Source organism: Mesorhizobium sp. WSM4829 (assembly GCF_055811475.1).
On sequence record NZ_JBVVQJ010000047.1, the window covers coordinates 20,746 to 22,637 of the forward strand.

The following is a 1,892-nucleotide window of genomic DNA, read 5'->3' on the forward strand; positions in this document are numbered from 1 at the left end:
CCGCGGGGGCCCCCCGACAAACACCCCCCCCCCCCCGCCCCCGCCCGCGCCCCCCCCCCCCCGGGGGGCGGCGCCCCCCCCCCCCCCCCGGCCCCCCCCGCGCGGGGGGGGGGCCGCGCTGCTCTCCAACAAGTCGACCGTTCGCTTCGATATCCTGGAGGCGGAAAAGCGGCCGGTGAACGCCGCCGCCGACCACACCGAGGTGAAGGCCGTAACCTCGGTTACGGTGCAGGAATCGCCAACGGTAACGGCGACGCTGCTGTTCGATCCGAGCCACTCGTGGAACGAGCGCATTCTCGCCGAACAGTTCCGCTATTGAGCCGGCGCAGCGACAGCAATTCGATTAAGCATCGCGATTAAGGTTACGACTTCACAATCGTGCCGTCCCCCGCCTGTTTGTGTTGACAAATCGTAGGCTTGCGCCTACCTGCAATACCAATCTTGCAGGCGCGCGGCGCTTGCCGCGACCGCTTGCGTTGCGCCCCCGAACCAGCCAAAGACAGCCAAACTTGTCCTCAGACACCCAGATCGCTCAAGACGTGTTGACCTTCGCAGACCTCGGCCTGTCGCCGAAGGTCCTTTCCGCAGTTACCGACGCCGGTTACACCGAACCGACACCGATCCAGGCCGGCGCCATACCGCACGCTTTGCTCGGCAAGGATATTTTGGGCATCGCCCAGACCGGCACCGGCAAGACGGCCTCGTTCGTGCTGCCGATGCTGACCCGCCTCGAAAAAGGCCGGGCGCGCGCCCGCATGCCACGCACACTGATCCTCGAGCCAACGCGCGAGCTTGCCGCGCAGGTTGAAGAGAACTTCATCAGATACGGCAAGAACCACAAGCTCAACATCGCACTGCTGATCGGCGGCGTGTCCTTCGACGAACAGGACAAGAAGCTGGAGCGCGGCGCCGACGTGCTGATCGCGACGCCAGGCCGCCTGCTCGATCATCGCGAGCGCGGAAAGCTTCTGCTCAACGGCGTCGAGATCCTGGTCATCGATGAGGCCGACCGCATGCTCGACATGGGCTTCATTCCCGACATCGAGCGCATCTGCGAGATGATCCCGTTCACCAGGCAGACGCTGTTCTTCTCGGCGACGATGCCGCCTGAGATCACCAAGCTCACTGAGAAATTCCTGCATGCGCCGGTGCGCGTCGAGGTTTCGAAGGCGGCGTCCGCCGCGACCAACATCATCCAGCGGCTGGTGAAATCCGGCTCGAAACCCTGGGACAAGCGCGAGACGCTGCGCAATCTGATAAAGGCCGAGGATGCGGAACTGAAGAACGCCATCATCTTCTGCAACCGCAAGATCGAGGTCTCGGAGCTTTTTCGCTCGCTGCTGAAACATGATTTCGACGCCGGCGCGCTGCATGGCGACATGGACCAGCGCGCGCGCATGCAGATGCTGGCCAATTTCCGTGACGGCAAACTGCGCTATCTCGTTGCGTCGGACGTCGCGGCGCGCGGCCTCGACATCCCCGATGTCAGCCACGTCTTCAATTACGACGTGCCGATCCATGCCGAGGACTATGTCCACCGCATCGGCCGCACCGGCCGCGCCGGCCGCTCGGGCAAATCCTTCACCATCGCCACCAAGTCCGACACCAAATACATCGACGCGATCGAACGGCTGATCGGCAACAAGATCGAGTGGCATGACGGCGATCTGTCGACAGTCGTCGCCAGCGAGAGCGGGGACGACGATGCTCCCCGCCGTGGCCGCGGCGCGCCCCCCCCCCCCCCCCCCCCGGGCGGGGGGGGGGGGGGGGGGGGGGGGCGGGGCCCCCCCCCCCCCCCCCCCCCCCCCCCGGGGGGGGGCGGGGGGGGGAGGGGGGGGGGGGGGGTGGGGGGGGGGGGGGGGGGGTGGGGTGGGGGGGGGGGGGGGCGCCCA

The 1,892-nt window shown here is 67.1% G+C and carries 1 protein-coding gene and 1 pseudogene; both read left to right on the forward strand.

All coding sequences use genetic code 11. The annotated features are described in order from the left end of the window. Window positions 1-102: 102 nt before the first annotated feature. Window positions 103-319, forward strand: a pseudogene (locus AC0L17_RS30145) (NAD kinase); the annotation flags it as partial. A 190-nt stretch (window positions 320-509) separates the two neighbouring features. After that, window positions 510-1,892 (forward strand): DEAD/DEAH box helicase (locus AC0L17_RS30150; RefSeq protein ID WP_473518446.1); only part of this gene is annotated, 1,383 nt, incomplete at its 3' end.